This is a genomic window from Streptomyces sp. NPDC001027, from assembly GCF_040299045.1.
GTDB lineage: Bacteria > Actinomycetota > Actinomycetes > Streptomycetales > Streptomycetaceae > Streptomyces.
Genome location: NZ_JBEPBI010000545.1, coordinates 1 through 1,816, shown reverse-complemented (window position 1 = coordinate 1,816; position 1,816 = coordinate 1). Strand labels below are relative to the sequence as shown.

2 protein-coding genes are annotated in these 1,816 nt (G+C 67.8%); both read left to right on the top strand.

What is annotated here, in order from left to right; translation table 11 throughout:
• The first annotated feature begins 610 nt into the window (after positions 1-610).
• On the top strand, positions 611-1,114 hold the full coding sequence (locus ABT300_RS44680) for a hypothetical protein (protein WP_502978133.1): 504 nt from the start codon (positions 611-613) through the stop codon (positions 1,112-1,114).
• Positions 1,115-1,145: 31 nt separating this feature from the next.
• The coding region (locus ABT300_RS43745; protein WP_351688674.1) for a Clp protease N-terminal domain-containing protein at positions 1,146-1,816 on the top strand (671 nt) is incomplete at its 3' end.

Genomic DNA, 1,816 nt, shown 5'->3' with positions numbered 1-1,816 from the left:
GGATAGCCCTCCGACAAGCTCAATGAGGAGGTCAACACCGTCCTGGTCGTCGTGGACCAATTGGCCTCATGCGAAAACGGACGCCCGCGACGCAGCGCCGTCGGAGACACTGCCCCCACCATGCCACAGGCCCGTCGCCCGCTCGGGCCGAGCGACGGGACGGCCTGAGGCCACCGCCTCGTCGGCTTCGCCACTCGCGGGAGCGCACGAACGCCGACCGGCGCTGCGGCGTCCATTCGCCAGGCCCCGGCAGGTTCACGCCGTCCACCAGCGCCCCCAGCCCCGCTGGATGCCCCTTCCCCACCGGCCTAGAAGGTGACGGGGTGGGCGGTCATACCGGGCCCGGAGGTCGGCGGCCCGTACTGGTCGGCCTCCGCACGGTGCGACGCGGTGGCGTGGGAAATGTAGGTCGGCTGGCCGCATATGAACGCCCCAGGTCGGGGCGTGCGCGTGACGGTGGTGCTCCACCCCGACGTGCTGGGCGCGTCCAAGGCAAGGAGCGCGCCGCGTCCGCAGCGACATCCGCAGCGAGAAGTGCATCCGCTGGGGACGCCCCGCTACCGCAAACCGCACGAGGATCTGTCCGTCACGACTCAGCCCTGGCGGCAGCGTGCAACGCGAACTCCATGGCCACCTCCGACCGGAACTCCTCGACCAGATCCCCTCGATGCCCCATTCTTCGATCCTCCGGCATCCCCTGTATTGCCGGAAGACGCCAACCCGGCGGACCTTCATCGTCACAGCACCAGGCGGTTTCGTCTGGATGATCGGCCGGGTCAGAGGAAAAGCCTGCGATCAGGACCATGTCCGGTCTGGTGCGCGGCCGGACGCGACGTCACGGAACGCGCAGGCGGACCATGCCGTCGATGAAGGCCGGTGCGTCGCCGGACTGGTCGGAGGTGAGGACGAACGCCAGACGCCGGCAACGGGCATCGGCAGCGAGGTGGATCTTCGTGGTCGGTCCACCGAGGGACCGTTGGACGGCATGGTCCTCGGGGGTAACGGTCCGATCCGCGCCCACTGCGCATCGATCAACGACACACCGGACAAACGAAACGCCCTGGCTCAACGGGCCATCGTCGCCCACCGTCAGCGCGAGGCAAGTACGTCTTGACCATTCTAAATTGTCAAGACTTACTTGCCTCATGGCTCTTCCAGACCTGGACGATCTCATCGCGGAAGTCGACCGGCGCTGCGACACCGCACACCACGGCCCCGGCGCACAAGAACAGCCCGACTGGCTTGCTCTGCTCACCGTCGCCGCCCAACTCGCAGGCCAGATGCAGGCGTTGGCAGACGACCTGGTGGAGGACTACGTAGAGCACTGCCGGATGCACGGCTCCTCATGGACCGACATCGGCACCGCCCTGGGCGTGACCAGACAGGCGGTCCAGCAGCGCTTCCATGCGCCGCACAAGCGCTACAGTCCCGACACAATGACCGATGACCTCCGGCAAGCGATGGTCCACGTCAAGCAAGCAGCGGTGCATCACCGCAACAACTACATCGGCACCGAGCACCTGCTCTGGGGACTGACCACGGAGGGCAACAGTGCCACCCGGTTCCTACAGGCCGCCGGGCTCTCGCCGGACACGGTTCACCAATCCGTCGGCACCAGGCTGAGCATGGGCGCCTCCCAGGCGGCCGAGCGCATCGCCTGGACGCCCTACTCCCGCAAGGCCATCGCAATCGCCGAGGCGCGATCTGAACGGCGCGGCTCCGACCACATCGACTGCGACGACCTGCTGATCGGCCTCGCCCAGGTCGGCCGAGGAGTCGCCGCCGACGTCCTGACCACGGCTGGCTTCGACCCGGC